Here is a 20,183-nt window from a genome sequence, read left to right on the forward strand (position 1 = left end):
GTAGTCGATGGCGTTTAGAGAATGAATACACAACAACTGGCGAAACTGCGTTCAATCGTGCCCGAGATGCGTCGCGTCCGGCACATTCACTTTGTTGGCATCGGCGGCGCCGGTATGGGCGGTATTGCCGAAGTGCTGGCGAATGAAGGCTACCAGATCAGCGGTTCCGATCTGGCGCCGAACCCTGTTACGCAACAGTTGGCGTCGCTTGGCGCGACCATCTATTTTAACCATCGCCCGGAAAACGTCCTTGATGCCAGCGTGGTCGTGGTCTCCAGCGCAATCTCTGCCGACAACCCGGAAATCGTTGCCGCACACGAAGCGCGTATCCCGGTGATCCGCCGCGCGGAGATGCTGGCCGAGCTGATGCGTTTTCGTCACGGCATCGCCATTGCCGGGACTCACGGTAAAACCACCACCACGGCGATGGTCTCCAGCATTTATGCCGAAGCGGGCCTCGATCCGACCTTCGTTAACGGCGGCCTGGTGAAAGCTGCGGGGGTGCACGCGCGCCTCGGCAACAGCCGTTATCTGATTGCCGAAGCAGATGAAAGTGACGCGTCCTTCCTGCATCTGCAACCGATGGTGGCAATTGTCACCAACATCGAAGCCGACCATATGGATACTTACCAGGGCGACTTCGAAAATTTAAAGCAAACATTTATAAACTTTCTCCACAATCTGCCGTTTTATGGACGGGCGGTGATGTGTGTTGACGATGCGGTGATCCGCGAGCTGCTGCCGCGTGTCGGTCGTCAGATCACCACCTACGGTTTCAGCGAAGATGCCGACGTCCGTGTGGAAAATTACAAACAGATCGGTGCGCAGGGGCATTTCACCCTGGCGCGTCAGGACAAAGAGCTGCTGCAGGTGACGCTTAATGCGCCAGGCCGTCACAACGCCCTGAACGCCGCGGCCGCCGTTGCGGTAGCAACAGAAGAGGGTATTGAAGACGAGGCCATTCTGCGGGCGCTGGAAAGCTTCCAGGGAACCGGCCGTCGTTTCGATTTTCTTGGCGAGTTCCCGCTGGAAAACGTTAACGGGAAGAGCGGGACCGCGATGCTGGTTGATGACTACGGTCATCACCCGACCGAAGTGGATGCAACGATCAAAGCGGCGCGCGCGGGCTGGCCGGATAAAAATCTGGTTATGCTGTTCCAGCCACACCGTTATACCCGTACGCGTGACCTGTACGACGATTTCGCTAACGTGCTGTCACAGGTTGATGCCCTGCTGATGTTGGATGTTTACTCGGCGGGTGAAGCGGCGATTCCGGGGGCAGACAGTCGTTCTTTGTGCCGCACCATTCGTGGTCGCGGCAAGATCGACCCGATTCTGGTCTCCGATCATGCCCAGGCGGCAGCGATGCTTGCTCCGGTATTGACCGGCAATGATTTGATTCTGGTGCAGGGTGCCGGAAATATCGGCAAGATCGCCCGTACGCTGGCTGAAATCAAACTTACGCCGCAAATTTCGGAGGAAGAGCGTCATGGCTGATAAGATTGCGGTCCTGTCTGGCGGTACCTCTGCTGAGCGCGAAGTTTCTCTGAATTCCGGTGCTGCGGTACTGGCAGGGCTTCGCGAAGGCGGCGTTAATGCGCACCAGGTCGATCCGAAAGAGACTGACGTGACGCGCCTGAAAGAGATGGGTTTTGCTAAAGTCTTTATCGCGCTGCACGGTCGCGGTGGTGAAGACGGTACGCTGCAGGGCTTGCTGGACATCATCGGCCTGCCTTATACCGGCAGTGGCGTGATGGCTTCGGCCATCTCCATGGATAAGCTGCGCAGCAAACTGCTGTGGCAAGGGGCTGGTTTACCGGTTGCGCCGTGGGTGGCACTGACCCGTCGTGAATTTGAGCAGGGTCTTGACGCCAGCGTCGCGGATCGTATCGCTGCGCTGGGATTACCGGTAATCGTTAAGCCGAGCCGCGAAGGCTCAAGCGTAGGAATGTCTAAAGTTGACGAAGCAGGCGATATATCATCTGCATTAGCGCTGGCATTTCAACATGATGAAGAAGTTCTGATTGAAAAATGGCTAAGCGGACCGGAATTTACCGTTGCGATGCTTGGTGAAGAAATTTTACCGTCAATTCGTATCCAACCAGCCGGAACCTTCTATGATTATGAGGCGAAGTATCTCTCTGATGAGACGCAATATTTCTGCCCAAGTGGTCTGGAAGCGGAGCGTGAGGCCATTTTAAACGCTCTGGTGCTTAAAGCCTGGCAAGTACTTGGCTGCCGTGGCTGGGGAAGAATCGACGTGATGCAGGATAGCGATGGACAGTTTTATCTGCTGGAAGCCAATACATCACCGGGTATGACCAGTCATAGCCTGGTGCCGATGGCAGCGCGCCAGGCAGGGATGAGCTTCTCGCAGTTAGTGGTTCGCATTCTGGACCAGGCGGGCTGATATGTCTCAGGCTGCGCTGAACACGCGAAACCGTGACGAAGAAGAAGAGTATTCCTCTTCACGGCGGAGTAATGGAACGCGTCTTGCAGGGATTACCTTCCTGCTTGCCGTGCTGTGTACGGTGTTTGTCAGCGGCTGGATGGTGCTCGGCTGGATGGAAGATGCACAACGTCTGCCTCTGTCGAAACTGGTGGTAACGGGTGACCGTCACTACACGCGTAATGATGATATCCGGCAGTCGATTCTGGCATTAGGCTCGCCCGGCACCTTCATGACGCAGGACGTGAATATTATCCAGAGTCAGATTGAGCGTTTGCCATGGATTAAACAGGCGAGCGTCAGAAAGCAGTGGCCGGATGAATTGAAGATTCATCTGGTTGAATATGTACCCATTGCGCGTTGGAATGATCAGCATATGGTTGACGTAGATGGTATTTCTTTCAGCGTCCCGGCCGATCGTGTCAGCAAGCAAAATTTACCCATGTTGTATGGCCCGGAAGGCAGCGAAAACGAAGTGCTGGAAGGCTTCCGTAACATGGGGCAGGTGCTGGCTAAAGATCGTTTTACCCTGAAACAAGCCGCGATGACGGCGCGTCGTTCCTGGCAGTTGACGCTGACGAACGACATTAAGCTGAATCTTGGCCGGGGTGACACGATGAAGCGTCTGGCCCGTTTTGTAGAACTTTATCCCGTTCTGCAGCAACAGGCGCAGGCTGAAGGCAAAAGGATTAGCTACGTTGATTTGCGCTATGACTCAGGCGCATCGGTCGGGTGGAGCCCGGCGCCGGTTGAGGAACCTAATCAGCAACAGAATCAGGCTCAGGTACAGGCAGAATAACAATGATCAAGGCGACGGACAGAAAACTGGTTGTAGGACTGGAGATTGGCACTGCGAAGGTTGCCGCTTTAGTAGGGGAAGTTCTGCCCGACGGTATGGTCAATATCATTGGTGTGGGCAGCTGCCCGTCTCGTGGTATGGATAAAGGTGGGGTAAATGACCTCGAATCGGTGGTGAAATGCGTTCAGCGCGCCATCGATCAGGCCGAATTGATGGCAGATTGCCAGATTTCCTCCGTGTATCTGGCGCTCTCTGGCAAGCATATAAGCTGCCAGAACGAGATTGGCATGGTGCCGATCTCAGAAGAAGAAGTCTCGCAGGAAGACGTCGAAAACGTCGTGCATACTGCGAAGTCTGTACGCGTTCGCGATGAGCATCGTGTACTGCATGTGATTCCGCAGGAGTATGCGATCGACTACCAGGAAGGGATTAAAAATCCGGTAGGACTTTCCGGCGTACGTATGCAGGCAAAAGTGCACTTGATCACATGTCACAACGATATGGCGAAGAACATTGTCAAAGCCGTGGAACGTTGTGGTCTTAAAGTTGACCAACTGATTTTCGCCGGTCTGGCGGCAAGTTATTCTGTGCTGACCGAAGACGAACGTGAACTGGGCGTCTGTGTGGTGGATATCGGTGGTGGTACCATGGACATGGCCGTCTATACCGGCGGTGCGCTGCGCCACACCAAAGTTATCCCTTATGCGGGGAACGTGGTGACCAGCGATATCGCCTACGCCTTCGGCACGCCTCCCAGCGATGCAGAGGCAATTAAAGTGCGCCACGGTTGTGCGCTGGGCTCCATTGTGGGCAAAGATGAGAGCGTTGAAGTGCCAAGCGTCGGTGGACGTCCACCGCGCAGCCTGCAGCGCCAGACGTTAGCTGAGGTCATTGAGCCGCGTTATACCGAGCTGCTCAACCTGGTCAACGAAGAGATTTTGCAGTTACAGGAACAGCTTCGCCAGCAGGGTGTCAAACACCATCTTGCGGCGGGGATTGTATTAACCGGCGGCGCGGCGCAAATTGAAGGTCTTGCGGCCTGTGCTCAGCGCGTATTCCATACGCAGGTGCGCATCGGTGCACCGCTGAACATCACCGGTCTGACGGATTATGCTCAGGAGCCGTATTACTCAACGGCAGTGGGCTTGCTTCATTACGGGAAAGAAACGCATCTCAGTGGCGAAGCAGAAGTAGAAAAACGCGCGTCGGTAGGTTCGTGGTTCAAGCGAATCAATACCTGGCTGCGAAAAGAATTTTAATTTTAGTAAGAGACCGGCGAGAATTAACGGTTTCGGGCGACAGGCACAAAACGGAGAGAAACTATGTTTGAACCTATGGAACTGACCAACGACGCGGTGATTAAAGTCATCGGCGTCGGTGGCGGCGGCGGTAATGCTGTAGAGCACATGGTGCGCGAGCGCATCGAAGGTGTAGAGTTCTTCGCGGTGAACACCGATGCGCAGGCACTGCGTAAGACGGCGGTTGGCCAGACGATCCAAATCGGTGGCGGCATCACCAAAGGGCTGGGCGCTGGGGCAAACCCGGAAGTCGGCCGTAATGCTGCAGAAGAAGATCGTGAAGCACTGCGTGCTGCGCTTGATGGTGCAGACATGGTGTTTATCGCCGCAGGCATGGGCGGTGGTACCGGAACCGGTGCTGCGCCAGTGGTTGCTGAAGTCGCTAAAGATTTAGGTATCCTGACGGTTGCCGTCGTGACTAAGCCTTTCAACTTTGAAGGCAAGAAGCGTATGGCGTTTGCCGAGCAGGGTATCACCGAGCTCTCTAAACACGTGGACTCGCTGATCACTATCCCGAACGACAAGCTGCTGAAAGTGCTGGGCCGTGGCATCTCTCTGCTGGACGCTTTTGGCGCCGCAAACGATGTGCTGAAAGGCGCAGTGCAGGGTATCGCAGAGCTGATTACCCGTCCGGGTCTGATGAACGTCGACTTTGCTGACGTGCGCACCGTGATGTCCGAAATGGGCTACGCGATGATGGGCTCCGGCGTAGCGAAAGGTGAAGATCGTGCAGAAGAAGCCGCTGAAATGGCGATCTCTTCTCCGCTGCTGGAAGATATCGATCTGTCTGGCGCGCGCGGCGTGCTGGTCAACATTACCGCCGGCTTCGACCTGCGTCTGGATGAGTTCGAAACCGTGGGTAACACTATCCGTGCGTTCGCATCCGACAATGCCACCGTGGTAATCGGTACGTCCCTTGATCCGGAAATGAACGATGAACTGCGCGTAACCGTTGTTGCTACCGGTATCGGCATGGACAAACGTCCTGAGATCACCCTGGTGACCAACAAACCTGCTCAGCAGCCGGTGATGGATCGCTACCAGCCGCACGGTATGGCACCGTTGACGCAAGAGCAGAAACCGGCCGCGAAAGTGGTTAATGACAACACAACACAGACCCAGAAAGAGCCGGATTATCTGGATATCCCTGCGTTCCTGCGTAAGCAAGCTGATTAAGAATTAGCTGGAATTAGGGAATTTACGCTCTTTGTGCTAAACTGGCCGCCCGATAGTGATATACACTCTCGGTTGGATAAGTAACTTGGCGAGATTATACGATGATCAAACAAAGGACATTAAAACGTATCGTTCAGGCGACAGGTGTCGGTTTGCATACCGGCAAGAAAGTCACACTGACGTTGCGCCCTGCGCCGGCCAATACCGGGGTCATCTATCGTCGCACCGACTTGAATCCACCGGTAGATTTCCCGGCTGATGCCAAATCTGTGCGTGATACTATGCTCTGTACTTGCCTGGTGAACGAGCATGACGTGCGGATCTCTACCGTAGAGCACCTGAATGCCGCCCTGGCGGGTCTGGGTATCGACAACATCGTTGTTGAAGTCGATGCGCCAGAAATCCCGATTATGGATGGCAGCGCTGCACCGTTCGTTTATCTGTTGCTGGATGCCGGCATTGAAGAACTGAACAGTGCGAAGAAATTTGTGCGTATCAAAGAGACCGTTCGTGTCCAGGATGGCGACAAATGGGCTGAGTTCAAGCCGTTTAATGGTTTTTCGTTGGATTTCACCATCGACTTCAACCATCCGGCGATTGATTCCAGCACCCAGCGCTATGCGATGAACTTCTCTGCTGATGCGTTTATGCGTCAGATCAGTCGTGCACGTACTTTTGGTTTCATGCGTGATATCGAATATCTGCAGTCCCGCGGCCTGTGCCTGGGCGGCAGCTTCGATTGTGCCATCGTTGTTGACGATTATCGCGTACTGAACGAAGACGGCCTGCGTTTTGAAGATGAATTCGTTCGTCACAAAATGCTGGATGCGATTGGGGACCTGTTCATGTGTGGTCACAATATTATTGGTGCGTTTACCGCGTATAAATCCGGTCACGCTCTGAACAACAAACTGTTGCAGGCTGTTCTGGCAAAACAGGAAGCCTGGGAATATGTGACCTTCGAAGACGAAGCTGAACTGCCACTGGCGTTCAAAGCACCGAGCACGGTTCTGGCGTAACGGCAGATCCCGTTATCTAAATTCGACTGGTTGACCTGGCACTCTCTCCGGCCAGCAAGACCAGTCGTTTTTGTTTTTATCCTTCCCGAATTGCCCTGGTCAATGGCGCGTTTGCTGATTTCATCACCATTTTTAACCTTCTCCGAGGTTCATTACTGCTGCTGTGAAGTAGCTTTAGTGGTAATATCTGGGCGCGAAAAATAAAAAATCTTAGGGTAAGCCAGAAGGCTTGCATACTTGTGGTGGGGCAATTGAGCGGAATTCTGACGCGCTGGCGACAATTTGGCAGACGTTACTTCTGGCCGCATCTCCTTCTGGGGATGGTCGCGGCGAGTCTTGGCCTGCCCGCGCTCTGTAATAACGCCGAAGCTGCGAATCCTGCGAAGACCACCACCACCCGACAAGATCTGAACACGCGGGTTAATTTCACTAATCTCGCCCTGCTGGAAGCGAACCGCCGACCCAATTTCACGGTGGATTACTGGCATCAGCACGCTATCCGCACCGTTATTCGCCATCTCTCTTTCGCCATGGCGCCGCAGGCGTTGCCTGCCGTTGAAGAATCCCTGCCGGTTCAGGCGCACCATCTGGCGCTGCTGGATACGCTCAATACACTGCTTACCCAGCAGAGCGAGCCGCCGGTCATTGTTCGCCAGATTGCTCTTACCGCATTCTATCCTCAATCCGTTTTCTCCGTGTCCGCCTGGATTAGCCAGGTACAAGGCATCCGCGCCGGACCTCAACGCCTCAGCTAAATTAACGCTTTTCAATACCTTAATTTAACTGCCCATGATGGGGCGTTTGAGAATTTATTATGTTAATCAAATTACTAACTAAAGTTTTCGGTAGTCGTAACGATCGTACCCTGCGCCGTATGCGCAAAGCTGTCAGCGTCATCAATGGTCTTGAGCCGGCGATGGAAAAACTCTCTGATGACGAGCTGAAAGGCAAAACCGCCGAATTCCGTGCCCGCCTCGAAAAAGGCGAAACCGTTGAAAGCCTGATCCCTGAAGCCTTTGCCGTCGTTCGTGAAGCGAGTAAGCGCGTGTTCGGTATGCGTCACTTCGACGTGCAGCTGCTGGGCGGTATGGTCCTGAACGACCGCTGCATCGCCGAGATGCGTACCGGTGAAGGTAAAACCCTGACCGCGACCCTGCCAGCTTACCTGAACGCCCTGTCCGGCAAAGGCGTACACGTCGTGACCGTCAACGACTATCTGGCGCAGCGTGACGCCGAAAACAACCGCCCGCTGTTCGAATTCCTCGGCATGAGCGTCGGGATCAACATGTCAGGCCTGCCGGCTCCGGCGAAACGCGAAGCCTACGGCGCGGATATCACTTACGGCACCAACAACGAATACGGTTTTGACTACCTGCGCGATAACATGGCATTCAGCCCGGAAGAGCGCGTCCAGCGTAAACTGCACTATGCGCTGGTGGATGAGGTTGACTCCATTCTGATCGATGAAGCGCGTACCCCGCTGATCATCTCCGGCCCGGCTGAAGACAGCTCCGAGATGTATCGCAAAGTCGACAAAATCATTCCACACCTGATCCGTCAGGAAAAAGAAGACTCTGACACCTTCCAGGGTGAAGGCCACTTCTCGGTGGACGAGAAAGCCCGTCAGGTGAACCTGACCGAGCGTGGTCTGGTTCAGATCGAAGAGCTGCTGGTTGCCCAGGGTATTATGGAAGAGGGTGAGTCGCTCTACTCCCCGAGCAATATCATGCTGATGCACCACGTGACCGCAGCGCTGCGCGCACACGTGCTCTTCACCCGCGACGTGGACTACATCGTCAAAGATGGCGAAGTCATTATCGTCGACGAACACACCGGCCGTACCATGCAGGGTCGCCGCTGGTCCGATGGTCTGCATCAGGCGGTTGAAGCCAAAGAGAACGTCGATATCCAGAACGAGAACCAGACTCTGGCCTCCATTACCTTCCAGAACTACTTCCGTCTGTACGAAAAGCTGGCGGGGATGACCGGTACGGCGGATACTGAAGCCTTTGAATTCAGCTCTATCTACAAGCTGGATACCGTGGTGGTTCCAACCAACCGTCCGATGATTCGTAAGGATATGCCGGACCTGGTCTACATGACCGAAGCGGAGAAAATTCAGGCCATCATCGAAGATATTCGCGATCGTACCGCCGCGGGCCAGCCGGTTCTGGTGGGTACTATCTCCATCGAAAAATCGGAAGTGGTGTCCGAAGAGCTGACCAAAGCCGGTATCAAACACAACGTTCTGAACGCCAAGTTCCACGCCAAAGAGGCGGATATCGTTGCTCAGGCGGGTTACCCGTCAGCCGTGACCATCGCCACCAACATGGCGGGTCGTGGTACCGATATTATGCTTGGCGGTAGCTGGCAGGCAGAAGTGGCCGCGCTGGAAGACCCAACCCCGGAACAGATCGCGCAGATCAAAGCCGACTGGCAGGTTCGCCACGATGCCGTCCTGGCCGCGGGCGGTCTGCACATCATCGGTACTGAACGTCATGAGTCCCGCCGTATCGACAACCAGCTGCGTGGTCGTGCGGGTCGTCAGGGTGATGCCGGTTCATCCCGCTTCTACCTGTCGATGGAAGATGCGCTGATGCGTATTTTCGCCTCTGACCGTGTGTCAGGCATGATGCGTAAACTGGGCATGAAACCGGGCGAAGCGATTGAGCACCCATGGGTGACCAAAGCCATCGCTAACGCCCAGCGTAAGGTGGAAAGCCGTAACTTCGATATTCGTAAGCAGCTGCTTGAGTACGATGACGTGGCCAACGATCAGCGTCGCGCTATCTACACCCAGCGTAACGAACTGCTGGATGTAAGCGATGTGAGCGAAACCATCAACAGCATCCGCGAAGACGTCTTTAAGGCGACTCTCGATGGCCACATTCCTCCGCAATCTCTGGAAGAAATGTGGGATATCGAAGGCCTGCAGGCGCGTCTGAAGAACGACTTTGACCTGGATCTGCCTATCCAGGAGTGGCTGGATAAAGAGCCGGAGCTGCATGAAGAGACCCTACGCGAGCGTATTTTTGCGACCGCCATTGAGGTTTATCAGCGTAAAGAAGAAGTGGTCGGCGCTGAGATGATGCGTCACTTCGAGAAAGGCGTGATGCTGCAAACGCTGGACTCCCTGTGGAAAGAGCACCTGGCGGCGATGGACTATCTGCGCCAGGGGATCCATCTGCGCGGCTATGCGCAAAAAGATCCGAAGCAGGAGTACAAGCGCGAATCCTTCGCCATGTTTGCCTCAATGCTTGAATCGCTGAAATATGAAGTGATCAGCACCCTGAGCAAGGTGCAGGTGCGTATGCCGGAAGAAGTTGAAGAGATGGAACAGCAGCGCCGCGAAGAGGCTGAACGTCTGGCCCAGATGCAGCAGCTTAGCCATCAGGACGATGAAGAAGCCGCTGCGGCCGCGATCGCCGCACAGGCCGGTGAGCGTAAGGTTGGTCGTAACGATCCGTGCCCATGTGGTTCCGGTAAAAAATACAAACAGTGCCATGGCCGTCTGAGCTAAGCATTAAACCAACTGAAAAGGCGCAGATATCTGCGCCTTTTTTATGGAATCAAGACAATGAAAACACTGCAAATCGCTGTCGGGATCATTCGCAATTCCGATAACCACATCTTTATTACCCAACGTGCAGCCGATGCGCACATGGCGAATAAGTGGGAGTTTCCTGGCGGAAAGATCGAGTCTGGCGAAACGCCGGAACAGGCGCTGATCCGCGAACTTCAGGAAGAGGTGGGGATCACCCCGCTGGGAGCGACCCTGTTCGATAAACTGGAATATGCATTCCCCGATCGGCATATCACGCTATGGTTCTGGCTGGTGGAAAGCTGGGAAGGCGAGCCGTGGGGTAAAGAGGGGCAGCCTGGGAACTGGGTTGAACTGAGCGCAGAGGATGCCGACAAGTTCCCGCCGGCAAATGCGCCTGTTATTGCCCGGTTAGTGGGCAACCTGTAAGCCTGCCCGGCGAAACGCCAGCAGGCTATTATTGTTACTGCTGGCTTTCGCTCCAGTCATCGCTGTCAGAGAGACCGCCTTCGCTCGGAATGCGTTTCTCTTCCGCAGCCCATTCACCGAGATCGATCAGCTGGCAACGTTTGCAGCAAAAAGGACGGAAAGGACTCTGCTCGCCCCAGATAACGGGCTTCCCACAGGTGGGACAGTTCACGGTGGTAACATCAGACATCATGACTCCTTAACAACACGCCAGCTCAAAGTCGAGACGTTCCGGCACCAGACCATGTTCACTGTCGAGCGGCATGAAACGAATCGCAAAGCGGCTCTTGTGACCTGAAATTTGCGGATAAAGCTGATCGGCAAGGGTCAGCTGCAGGCGCAGCAGGTCTGCATCCTCGCCGTTATCCTGATAAAAACCGTTCAGGCTGGTTTGCTTGCGGAACGGTGCGGAGTTGCGAATCAAATCAAGGATCAGCGACAACGCCTGCGTCAGCGGCTCAAGGCTGCCGAGCCAGCTTTGTACCTGGACATCACGCTGCTCCTGCGGCATATGCAGCCAGATATGTAATGTCGGTAAATCGAAACTGCAGCAGCCGCCAGGAATGCTCAGGCGCTGACGAACCAGCGCCACCAGACGATCTTCACGCAGAAACTGGCCGATACGCGGCGCAGCCATCAACACCGTGCTGTGGTGTTTCAGCTGCTGGCGCAGGCTGTCGATGCGGCTATTATCCACACCGGGGACTTCGGCCCAGGCCTGTAATTTACGCTGCTGACGCTCCAGCTCTTTCAGTAATTCAGTGCGGACTTCGCCGCGCTCTAGCACATCCAGCAGGTCACTTACGTTACGGAAAAAATGCAGCGCCGTGGTGTGGTCGTGTACCGGAAGGAGGCCTGAAAGCTGCTGGATTAAAAACTCGATGCGCAGCCAGGTACGCATTTTTTCATTGAGCGGATGCTCAAAAAGAACGTGGGTGTGCATTATGCTTTTTCCTGTAAAACAGCCTGCGCCAGGTAGTGCTGATGCAGGCGGGCAACATCGGAGGCAATGGCATCCGGTGCGCCGTTATTATCAATAACATCATCCGCGACGGCAAGGCGCGCTTCACGCGTGGCCTGCGCGGCAAGAATTTGTTCGGCATGTTCGCGCGCGACGTTATCGCGGGCGATGGTGCGCTGAATTTGGGTTGCCGGAGAGACATCCACCACCAGTACCCGGTCAGCTTTCTCATGGAGCTTGTTTTCCACCAGAAGCGGTACAACCCAGAGAACATAAGGTGAGGTTGCCTGAGAGATCTGCCTCTGTGTCTCCTGCTGTATCAGCGGATGGAGGAGGGCGTTAAGCCAGGCTTTTTCTTCAGGATGCGAGAAAATGCGTTCGCGCAGCATCCGACGGTTAAGGGTACCGTCAGGCGCGATGGTGTCGTGGCCGAAATGTTCTGCGATAGCACATAATGCCGGTGTACCGGGCTCTACCACCTGGCGAGCAATGATGTCGGCATCAATAATCGTGACACCCAGACGAGAGAAGGCGTCGGCCACAGTGCTCTTGCCACTGCCAATGCCCCCCGTTAACGCAACGATGTACCCCATTAATTAAAATCCTGGGAAATATTCATTATTGATATCAATTGCTTAAGATTTAATCTTTTGGCAGCAAAGGTTAAGCGCTGCTTACGGACTTTTTACCAGGTAAATTTATAGGATTGTAGCGTAAAAAAAGTGATTTTCGCAGTCTTGCGCAACAGGTATTAGTGCGTATGATAGCGTCACTGGAGTTGTGTGTTTCGTTTTTCGACATTTACCCCAGGAATCCGCAAATGCGTATCGAAGAAGATCTGAAGTTAGGTTTCAAAGACGTACTTATCCGCCCTAAACGTTCTACTCTGAAAAGTCGCTCCGACGTTGAACTTGAACGTGAATTCACCTTTAAGCATTCCGGTCAGACCTGGTCTGGCGTACCTGTTATCGCCGCCAATATGGATACGGTTGGGACTTTTGCGATGGCTAAAGCACTGGCCTCCTTCGATATTCTGACCGCTGTGCACAAGCACTACAGCGTTGAAGAGTGGAATGCGTTTGCAGGCTCCGTATCTGAAACCATTCTCAAGCACGTGATGGTTTCCACCGGCACCTCAGACGCCGATTTCGAAAAAACGAAACAGATCCTGGTCGCTAACCCGAACCTGAACTTCATCTGCATTGATGTCGCGAATGGTTACTCTGAGCATTTCGTGCAGTTCGTCAGCAAAGCGCGTCAGGCCTGGCCGACCAAAACCATTATTGCGGGTAACGTGGTTACCGGTGAAATGTGTGAAGAGCTGATCCTGTCCGGGGCAGATATCGTTAAAGTGGGCATCGGCCCGGGTTCTGTCTGCACCACCCGCGTGAAAACCGGTGTTGGCTATCCGCAGCTTTCTGCGGTGATCGAGTGTGCTGATGCAGCCCATGGCCTCGGCGGGCAGATCATCAGCGACGGCGGTTGCACCATGCCGGGTGACGTGGCGAAAGCCTTCGGCGGCGGCGCAGACTTCGTGATGCTTGGCGGGATGCTGGCGGGTCACGAAGAGAGCGGCGGTACCGTTGTTGATGAAAACGGTGAAAAATTCATGCTCTTCTACGGCATGAGCTCTGAATCGGCGATGAACCGTCACGTAGGCGGTGTTGCTCAGTATCGAGCGGCAGAAGGTAAAACCGTCAAGCTGCCACTGCGCGGCCCGGTTGAGAATACCGCGCGTGACATTCTCGGTGGCCTGCGCTCTGCATGCACCTATGTGGGCGCATCCCGTCTGAAAGAGCTGACCAAGCGCACTACCTTTATCCGCGTACAGGAACAAGAAAACCGCATTTTCAACAGCCTGTAATGCTCTCTCGCTGGCGCGTTTCGCGCCAGCGTTATCCCGCACTCATCGCATCCCCCAGATGAAAGATCGGCAGGTACATCGCGACCACCAGCGTGCCGATAATTAACCCCGTCACAATTAACAGCAGCGGCTCCAGCAGCGAGGCCAGATTGTCGGCTTGCTGAAAAGTCTGTTCATTATGATGCTGTGCCAGATTACTCAGCATGGTATCCAGCGCCCCTGACGATTCGCCGGTACGCACGAGCTGAATACAGAGCGGCGTAAATATCTCGGCTTCATTCAGGGCTGACCAGATGGGTGCACCTTGCATAACGCGATGGCGTATCGTCTGTAGTTTCTCCTGCCAGAAGGGGCACGTTAGGGTCTCCTCCGTACTTTCCAGCCCCTGTAGAAAGGTGATGCCTGCCTGCTGTGTGAGTGACAGAACGGTAAAAATCTGGCTGAGCTTTTGCCCACGGACCAGCGGGCCAATCACCGGACTGCTCAGCAGCAGACGCTGTATGAGGCGCTGCCATCGCCGGTTACGGCGAACAAATACCAGTCCAGATGCCGCCGTCAGCAGACTTAGCATCAGCCCCGCCCCCCACTCCTGAAGCGTGGTTGCCAGCGCCATCACGGCCCGGGTCAGAGCAGGTAAGGGCGTATTGAAGGTTTTGTAGATCGCGGCAAATTCCGGCAGCACCATAGTCACCATCGCCAGCACCACGGCGACGGCCAGGGCAAGAATAATCAGCGGATAGCGCAGCGCCTTTTTGACCTTCGCGCTGAGCTGTTGCTGCGTTTTTTGCTGTTGCGCCAGCTGACGACAACACTCAACGAGCTTGCCGGTCAGCTCTCCGGTTTTCATCATCGAAATATAGAGGGGAGGGAAGACATGCGGCCATTTTCTCAGGGCGTCAGAAAAAGCGCACCCGGCGCTGAGATCGTCAGCTACGCTTTGCAGCAGCGCCTGCCACTGTCGGGCAGGGTGCTGCTGCGCCAGAAGCGTCAGACCTGCCGAGAGCGTTAAGCCCGCCTGCAGCAACGTCGCCAGCTGGTGGATCGCCTCGTAGCGATGTTGCGCCTGCCAGCGCGCTTGCTGCAGGCTTCGTTTGAGCTCAAGAGGAAAAAGATCCCGACCCAACAGGACGCTCCACGCCGTTTGTTTGTCGGGGGCCCAGAGCGCGCCTGTCTGTTGCTCCCCCTGCTGGCTGAGTGCCCGCCAGCGCCAGAGTTGATTACCTGCCATCCGATTCGCCCAGCATCTGCACCAGTTCCCCGAGCGTGGTGTGGCCTTGCTCTACCGCCATACAGCCATGCTCAAACAGCGTGACCATACCCGCCTGCCTGGCCAGCTTTTCGATCTCTTCGACCGGTGCTCCGTTGGCGATGGCAGTACGCAGTTCACGAGTGATCACCATTACCTCGAAGATTGCTACCCGGCCATAAAAGCCGTGATAGCAGCGGTCACAGCCCACCGGCTGCCAGTGCGGCAAAGGGCGAGGCCATAGCGCCTGGGGTAATGGTGTATCCCGGTGCATCTCTGTACGACAGTGTGGGCACAGTCGGCGCACCAGCCGCTGGGCGATCACCATTGACAGCGCCGAGGAGATCATCCAGCGCGCCACGCCCATCTGTTGCAGGCGCACCAGCGTCTCAGCGGTGGAGTTAGTATGCAGCGTTGACAATACCAGATGGCCTGTCTGCGCGGCGTTGATGGCGATCTCCGCCGTTTCGCCATCGCGTATTTCACCCACCATAATGATGTCAGGATCCTGGCGCAAAAACGCCCGCAACACGCTCTGGAAGGTTAACCCCGCCCGGGGATTGATGGGCGTTTGATTCAGCCCGTCCAGCGGAATTTCGACCGGGTCTTCAACGCTGCAGATGTTCACCTTAGGTGTGTTCCGGGACTGCAATGCGCTGTAGAGGGTGACGGTTTTGCCGCTGCCGGTGGGGCCGGTCACCAGGATCAGCCCCTGCGATTTTTGCAGCGCGCTGGCGAATAGCCGCTGTTGGGTTTCACTCATCCCCAGTTGCTCAAGCCGTAGCGCCTGTTGCTCCTGTTGCAGAAGCCGCAGCACGATCTTTTCGCCGCTGCGACACGGGAGCGTGGCAATACGAAACGAGACCGGGGAGCCCGAAAGCTCGACCGTGAATTGCCCGTCCTGAGGTAAGCGACGCTCTGCGATATCCAGGTTGCCCAGCACTTTCAGCCTGGCGATAAGCGTTGTGCCCAGTTCGGCCGGGAGCGGTTGTTGCGGGTAGAGCACGCCGTCAATGCGTAACCGGATCTGCCAGCTCTCTTCGGCGGGCTCAATATGAATATCCGACGCCCGCTGGCTCAGCGCCTGGGTCAGGGTGTGGTTGAGTGTTTCGATGGCGGAACGCGTCGAGGTGGCGACTACGGGCAGATGCGTCTCCTGGCTGGTTTGCTGGTGCTTTTCCATGCGCTCGGCGGTCCAGCATTCGATATCGATTCTTTTCTGCGTCGCGAAACGTAACGCTTCCAGCAGTTCGGGCGGTGGGTTGTCGACCACTGCAATATTGATCCGGTCCGGGGCGCAGGTCAGCAGCAGGGCGTTGTGGCGCCGACAGAGGGCCGTTAAGCGATCGGCATTCATTGCTCGCTCTCCTGCTCGGCCGTAAAGCGGAACACCTCTTCGCAGGCCTGCTTCAGCGCGCTGTCCTCGCCCACGGTGCAGAGACGTTTCCAGCCGGTAATGCCGTTGCCGTTATCCCACTGCGGGGTCATCACTACATCGAGACCGTTGAGACTCTCCTGTCCGGTCAGAGTGACGACGCCTTTGGCGATGCTCATCCCGGAGACATAGCGGCTGGTCGCCGGGGAGGGGATACCGTTGACGCCAGCATCGCAGCTCTCTGTCCCGCCATGATCGAGGGCGCAGAGTTCGACTGCGGTACGGTAGGGCATAAAGGTTTGCAGCATATCGGTGAGGGCAGCTTTTCTCAGGTAGTTCTGGTAAGCCGGAATGCCAATCGCGCTGAGAATAGCCACGATGCCGATGACTACCATTAATTCGATGAGGGTAAATCCTTTTTGTCTTTCCATGGGTCGCTCCTTATGTTGACGCAGGCTACTGTGGCAGCGGGTCAGACCGGGGGCGAGGGGTAAAAATTGATTCGTGAAGCGTGATTCCGCGGGATGTGCGCGCGTTACAGAATAATGCAGCAGGTTTGCGGGGCAGGTCGTAAATCGGGCTTGCCCGGCCTGTGCAGACCGGGCTTTCTGTCACTTAGCGAAAGCGCATCGACAGATCGAGGGCGCGAATGTGTTTGGTCAGGGCGCCAACGGAGATGAAATCGACGCCGGTTTCGGCAAACTCGCGTAAGGTTTCGTGCGTCACGTTACCGGAAACCTCCAGACGGGCCTGGCCGTTGGTGCGTTTCACCGCTTCACGCATCTCTTCGGTTTTGAAGTTATCCAGCATGATGATGTCGGCACCGGCTTTCAGCGCATCGTCCAGCTCCTGCAGGTTCTCCACTTCCACTTCAACCGGCACATCCGGGTGCAGCCAGAAGGCTTTTTCCACGGCCTGGCGTACGGAGCCAGAGGCAATAATGTGGTTCTCTTTGATCAGAAACGCATCGGACAACCCCAGACGATGGTTGGCACCGCCGCCGCACAGCACGGCATATTTCAGGGCGGTACGCAGGCCCGGCAGCGTTTTACGCGTATCCAGCAGCTGGGTATTTGTCCCTTCCAGCAGGTCGACATAGCGGCGTGCTTCGCTGGCGACGCCTGAGAGCGTCTGAACAAAGTTCAGCGCGGTGCGTTCACCGGTCAGCAGGACGCGTGATGAGCCCTCAAGCTCAAACAGCGGCTGGTTAGCGTTGATGCTGTCGCCATCCTCGACATGCCACGTCACCTTCACACCGTCACCGGCCAGCTGAATAAAGACTTCCTCCACCCAACGTTTACCACAGAAAACACCGTCCTCACGGGTGATCACGACCGCATGGGAACGGGCATCTTCCGCCAGCAGTTGGGCGGTAATGTCGTTGTCAGCATTAACGTCTCCACCCAGATCTTCGCGCAGCGCATTGGCGACGCTTACCGGAATATCGAGATTAATACGTTCCAGCAGTACGTTACGTCTGTGGTCGGGGTTGTAGCGGCGAGGCGGCATGTTAAAACTCCAAATTGGTAACGAATCATAAGATTGAAACATGCTACTCTGAACCGGGAATCAGCACCATATATAAGGAGATCCTGCATGCACTCAGAACATGGCTGGCTGGCAGATGCACGGCGTGTTCCTTCGCCACACCACGATTGCCGTCCGGAGGATGAGATCCCGTCGCTGCTGGTGGTGCATAACATCAGCCTGCCGCCTGGCGAGTTTGGCGGCCCGTGGATTGACGCGCTATTCACCGGGACAATCGATCCCGATGCTCACCCCTTTTTTGCGGAGATCGCCCACCTGCGCGTTTCTGCCCATTGTCTGATTCGCCGTGACGGTGAAATCGTCCAGTATGTTCCCTTCGATAAACGAGCCTGGCATGCAGGCGTGTCTCAATATCAGGGGCGTGAACGCTGCAATGACTTCTCTATCGGCATCGAGCTGGAAGGAACGGATACGCTGCCTTACACCGATGCGCAGTATCAGCAGCTGGCCGCGGTGACGCGCACCCTCATTAGCCTCTACCCGGGTATCGCCCACAACGTGACCGGGCACAGCGATATTGCGCCGCAGCGCAAGACCGATCCTGGCCCGGCATTTGACTGGCAAAGATTCAACACACTGCTTACCGCCCTGTCAGATAAGGAGATGACATGACGTTATTTACCATGCTGCTGGTGATGATTGCTGAGCGTTTGTTCAAGCTGGGCGAGCACTGGCATCTGGATCACCGGATGGAAGTGCTGTTTCGTCGCATCCGCCATTTTTCCATGATCCGCACCCTGCTGATGACGGCGGGGGTGATGCTTGTCGTGTTCCTGCTGCTGCGTTCGCTGTATGGCCTCTTCTTTAATGTGCCGCTGCTGGTGGTGTGGATCCTGCTCGGCGTCCTCTGCATTGGCGCCGGCAAGGTGCGTCTGCACTACCATGCCTACCTGAAGGCAGCAACTAACAATGATGCCCATGCCCGTGGGGCGATGGCCAGCGAGCTGACCCTGATCCACGGCGTTCCGCCGGAGTGCAACGAACGCGAGTTTTTACGCGAGCTGCAGAACGCGTTGCTGTGGATTAACTTCCGCTTCTATCTGGCACCGCTGTTCTGGTTTGTGGTGGGCGGCGCGTGGGGCCCGGTTCTGCTGATGGGCTATGCGTTTTTACGCGCCTGGCAGAGCTGGCTGGCGCGCTACCTGACCCCGCACGAGCGTTTGCAGTCCGGCATCGACGCCATTCTGCACGTGCTGGACTGGCTGCCGGTGCGGCTGTTCGGGGTGGTGTATGCCCTGATTGGACATGGCGAGAAAGCCCTGCCGGCATGGTTCGCCTCGCTGGGGGATCGACATACCTCGCAGTACCTGGTGTTAACGCGTCTGGCGCAGTTCTCCCTGGCGCGTGAGCCGCATACCGATAAGATCGAAACGCCGAAAGCAGCGGTTTCAATGGCCAAGAAAACCTCTTTTGTGGTGGTGGTGATTGTGGCGCTGCTGACGATTTACGGCACGCTGATCTAAACCAGCGTGCCGCAGGTCTTACACTGTATCCGCTGACGGGATGCCAAATTCAGGCATCCCGTTTTCATTCCAGCGAATCAGTTTCAGGCGGGTGTGGCGGTTCGGATCGTAGAGCGGGTCGCCCTCGATTTCGGTGTAATTACGTGCATGGTAAATCAGCACGTCTTCGCCGTCCGGCGTTTGGGTAAAGCTGTTGTGCCCCGGGCCGTACTGGCGATTTTCGTAGCTGGTGGTGAACACCGGCTGCGGCGATTTATGCCAGTTTTCCGGGTTCTGCGGGTCGGCATTAAGGTCGATCCACAGCAGTCCCATGCAGTAGTTTTCATCCGTGGCGCTGGCGGAGTAGCTGATAAACAACCGCTCGCCGTGGAACAGCACCGCCGGGCCTTCGTTGACCCAAAACCCACGGCACTCCCAGTCATACTCCGGTTTACTGAGCATTACCGGCTTGCCTTTTAGCGTCCAGGGATTCTCCATTTCGCACAGGTACAGGTTCGAGTTACCGGTGATATCCGGGGCTTTTTGCGCCCAGAGGTACCAGCGTTTCCCCTGATGAACAAAGGTGGTCGCATCCAGCGCAAAGGTATCGAACGGGGTTTCGATCTGCCCTTTCTCGACCCAGGTGCCGGTGAGCGGGTCGCTGTCGCTACACTCCAGGGCGAACATCCGGTGCTGGAACATCCCGAGCTTATCCAGTGCCTGGGTGTGCGTCGCGGCAAAATAGATGTACCACTTGCCGTCAATGCTGTGCAGTTCCGGGGCCCAGATCAGCTGGCTCATTGGGCCGGTGGCCGGCTTGCGCCAGACCACCACTTCATCGGCGCTGCGTAACCCTTCCAGCGTGTCGGCGCGGCGGATCGCCAGCCGGTCGTATTCCGGCACCGAGGCAATAAAGTAGTATTGCCCTTCATGATGAAGAATGTACGGGTCAGCACGTTGTTCAATAAACGGGTTTGGCCAGGTTTGCATTCGGCTT

20 protein-coding genes are annotated in these 20,183 nt (G+C 55.9%); 12 read left to right on the forward strand and 8 right to left on the reverse strand.

What is annotated here, in order from left to right; translation table 11 throughout:
* Positions 1–21: 21 nt before the first annotated feature.
* The 9 genes from murC to mutT all read left to right on the forward strand — a co-directional run bounded on the left by murC (position 22) and on the right by mutT (position 10,711).
* Positions 22–1,497 carry a UDP-N-acetylmuramate--L-alanine ligase gene (gene murC, locus ACP4QI_RS03500; protein ID WP_142488234.1) on the forward strand — a complete coding sequence of 492 codons (1,476 nt, stop codon included), beginning with the start codon at positions 22–24 and terminating at the stop codon, positions 1,495–1,497.
* Positions 1,490–2,410: a D-alanine--D-alanine ligase gene (locus tag ACP4QI_RS03505; RefSeq protein WP_142488235.1), complete on the forward strand. Its 921-nt coding sequence runs from the start codon at positions 1,490–1,492 to the stop codon at positions 2,408–2,410. The genes murC and ACP4QI_RS03505 overlap by 8 nt, the downstream gene beginning before the upstream one ends.
* Position 2,411: 1 nt before the next feature.
* A complete protein-coding gene (gene ftsQ, locus ACP4QI_RS03510; protein WP_142488236.1) occupies positions 2,412–3,248 on the forward strand; it encodes a cell division protein FtsQ in 837 nt (278 codons plus the stop codon).
* A 2-nt stretch (positions 3,249–3,250) separates the two neighbouring features.
* Positions 3,251–4,507, forward strand: coding sequence for a cell division protein FtsA (ftsA, locus tag ACP4QI_RS03515; protein ID WP_032616543.1), 1,257 nt, complete (start codon positions 3,251–3,253; stop codon positions 4,505–4,507).
* Between the two features lie 63 nt (positions 4,508–4,570).
* Positions 4,571–5,722 carry a cell division protein FtsZ gene (ftsZ, locus tag ACP4QI_RS03520; protein WP_142488237.1) on the forward strand — a complete coding sequence of 384 codons (1,152 nt, stop codon included), beginning with the start codon at positions 4,571–4,573 and terminating at the stop codon, positions 5,720–5,722.
* A gap of 101 nt (positions 5,723–5,823) precedes the next feature.
* The gene (gene lpxC / locus ACP4QI_RS03525) at positions 5,824–6,741 is read left to right on the forward strand and encodes a UDP-3-O-acyl-N-acetylglucosamine deacetylase (protein WP_142488238.1); all 918 of its coding nucleotides are present in this window, start codon (positions 5,824–5,826) and stop codon (positions 6,739–6,741) included.
* A 251-nt stretch (positions 6,742–6,992) separates the two neighbouring features.
* Positions 6,993–7,496 (forward strand): secA translation cis-regulator SecM, encoded by a 504-nt coding sequence (secM, locus tag ACP4QI_RS03530; RefSeq protein WP_426495553.1) that lies wholly within the window; start codon positions 6,993–6,995, stop codon positions 7,494–7,496.
* A gap of 59 nt (positions 7,497–7,555) precedes the next feature.
* Positions 7,556–10,261, forward strand: coding sequence for a preprotein translocase subunit SecA (gene secA / locus ACP4QI_RS03535; RefSeq protein WP_142488240.1), 2,706 nt, complete (start codon positions 7,556–7,558; stop codon positions 10,259–10,261).
* Positions 10,262–10,318: 57 nt separating this feature from the next.
* A complete protein-coding gene (mutT, locus tag ACP4QI_RS03540; RefSeq protein WP_285127357.1) occupies positions 10,319–10,711 on the forward strand; it encodes an 8-oxo-dGTP diphosphatase MutT in 393 nt (130 codons plus the stop codon).
* 34 nt (positions 10,712–10,745) lie between these two features.
* Here the strand turns inward: mutT and yacG are convergent, their stop codons facing one another.
* The 3 genes from yacG to coaE are packed head-to-tail and all read right to left on the reverse strand — an operon-like array spanning position 10,746 to position 12,304.
* Entirely contained in the window at positions 10,746–10,940 is a 195-nt protein-coding gene (gene yacG / locus ACP4QI_RS03545; protein WP_142488242.1) for a DNA gyrase inhibitor YacG, read from the reverse strand.
* Between the two features lie 9 nt (positions 10,941–10,949).
* Positions 10,950–11,693, reverse strand: a complete 744-nt coding sequence (gene zapD, locus ACP4QI_RS03550) for a cell division protein ZapD (protein WP_156262916.1) — start codon at positions 11,691–11,693, stop codon at positions 10,950–10,952.
* Positions 11,693–12,304: a dephospho-CoA kinase gene (gene coaE / locus ACP4QI_RS03555; protein ID WP_142488244.1), complete on the reverse strand. Its 612-nt coding sequence runs from the start codon at positions 12,302–12,304 to the stop codon at positions 11,693–11,695. The genes zapD and coaE overlap by 1 nt, the downstream gene beginning before the upstream one ends.
* Before the next feature lie 227 nt (positions 12,305–12,531).
* On the opposite strand from coaE, the gene ACP4QI_RS03560 reads away from it, so the two are divergent.
* Entirely contained in the window at positions 12,532–13,575 is a 1,044-nt protein-coding gene (locus ACP4QI_RS03560; protein WP_142488245.1) for a GMP reductase, read from the forward strand.
* Positions 13,576–13,606: 31 nt separating this feature from the next.
* Here the strand turns inward: ACP4QI_RS03560 and hofC are convergent, their stop codons facing one another.
* The 4 genes from hofC to nadC all read right to left on the reverse strand — a co-directional run bounded on the left by hofC (position 13,607) and on the right by nadC (position 17,705).
* Positions 13,607–14,803, reverse strand: coding sequence for a protein transport protein HofC (hofC, locus tag ACP4QI_RS03565; RefSeq protein WP_426495554.1), 1,197 nt, complete (start codon positions 14,801–14,803; stop codon positions 13,607–13,609).
* The gene (gene gspE, locus ACP4QI_RS03570) at positions 14,793–16,178 is read right to left on the reverse strand and encodes a type II secretion system protein GspE (RefSeq protein ID WP_156262918.1); all 1,386 of its coding nucleotides are present in this window, start codon (positions 16,176–16,178) and stop codon (positions 14,793–14,795) included. The genes hofC and gspE overlap by 11 nt, the downstream gene beginning before the upstream one ends.
* Positions 16,175–16,627, reverse strand: coding sequence for a prepilin peptidase-dependent pilin (gene ppdD, locus ACP4QI_RS03575; protein WP_142488248.1), 453 nt, complete (start codon positions 16,625–16,627; stop codon positions 16,175–16,177). Before ppdD ends, gspE begins: the two co-directional genes overlap by 4 nt.
* 184 nt (positions 16,628–16,811) lie before the next feature.
* Positions 16,812–17,705 (reverse strand): carboxylating nicotinate-nucleotide diphosphorylase, encoded by an 894-nt coding sequence (nadC, locus tag ACP4QI_RS03580; protein ID WP_142488249.1) that lies wholly within the window; start codon positions 17,703–17,705, stop codon positions 16,812–16,814.
* Positions 17,706–17,792: 87 nt separating this feature from the next.
* Between nadC and ampD the strand changes: the two genes are divergently transcribed.
* Together ampD and ampE are read left to right on the forward strand one after the other, a co-directional pair.
* A complete protein-coding gene (gene ampD / locus ACP4QI_RS03585; protein WP_142488250.1) occupies positions 17,793–18,356 on the forward strand; it encodes a 1,6-anhydro-N-acetylmuramyl-L-alanine amidase AmpD in 564 nt (187 codons plus the stop codon).
* On the forward strand, positions 18,353–19,207 hold the full coding sequence (gene ampE / locus ACP4QI_RS03590) for a beta-lactamase regulator AmpE (protein ID WP_142488251.1): 855 nt from the start codon (positions 18,353–18,355) through the stop codon (positions 19,205–19,207). The genes ampD and ampE overlap by 4 nt, the downstream gene beginning before the upstream one ends.
* A gap of 18 nt (positions 19,208–19,225) precedes the next feature.
* On the opposite strand, the gene ACP4QI_RS03595 is transcribed toward ampE, so the two are convergent.
* Complete coding sequence (locus ACP4QI_RS03595; protein ID WP_426495555.1) at positions 19,226–20,176, reverse strand: glycoside hydrolase family 43 protein; 951 nt, start codon at positions 20,174–20,176, stop codon at positions 19,226–19,228.
* Positions 20,177–20,183 lie beyond the last annotated feature (7 nt).

Source organism: Leclercia sp. TB492 (assembly GCF_049974505.2).
GTDB lineage: Bacteria > Pseudomonadota > Gammaproteobacteria > Enterobacterales > Enterobacteriaceae > Enterobacter > Enterobacter adecarboxylatus_C.